The sequence below is a fragment of the Aequorivita vitellina genome (assembly GCF_022008365.1).
GTDB classification, from domain to species: Bacteria; Bacteroidota; Bacteroidia; order Flavobacteriales; family Flavobacteriaceae; genus Aequorivita; species Aequorivita vitellina.
The window spans coordinates 1-574 of sequence record NZ_JAIRBA010000133.1; the positions used below are offsets into that span (position 1 = coordinate 1).

The following is a 574-nucleotide window of genomic DNA, read 5'->3' on the forward strand; positions in this document are numbered from 1 at the left end:
CGTTAGCACCAATATAAAACCAACATTGAACACAAAGACAATATTCCGACTATTTTTAGCAACTGGATTCATTTTATGGATTTTATCTTGGATAGGTGATACTAATGGAATACTTCCTGCTTCAACTTATGGAATGATTATTTCGGTTATTTCAACTGGTTTTGGAATTTACTTTTGGCTAAAATCTTACAAAGAGAAAAGAGGATTTTATCCGAAATTTTTCAAAATATATCGTGATTTACTCAAAAAAATGAAAAAGAATCCATTTAACGGATTTTTTATTATGGTAAGACACTTACTTAAATTTTACACTCTGATACTAATCTTTTCAATGATTTTGGTATTTATCGGATTTGTAACTATCGGACAATCTGAACCAGTAAAAACAGTTCAAAACTACTGCGAAAATAATACTGAAATAAATAAAATAACTGGAAAAATTAATCATTACGGAATTTTACGAAATGTAAGTTCTCAATGGAATTCTGAAACTGGAAGTTCGGAATTATCATTAGTTTTTGTTTCTGAAAAGGGAATATTTAATGTTTCCTCAAAATTGGAAAAGGAAAATGGA

At 28.4% G+C, this 574-nt stretch carries 1 protein-coding gene; it reads left to right on the forward strand.

Translation table 11 applies throughout. From position 1 onward, the window contains the following. Positions 1-25: 25 nt before the first annotated feature. A partial coding sequence (locus tag K8089_RS16295) for a hypothetical protein (RefSeq protein ID WP_237604338.1) occupies positions 26-574 on the forward strand: 549 nt, incomplete at its 3' end.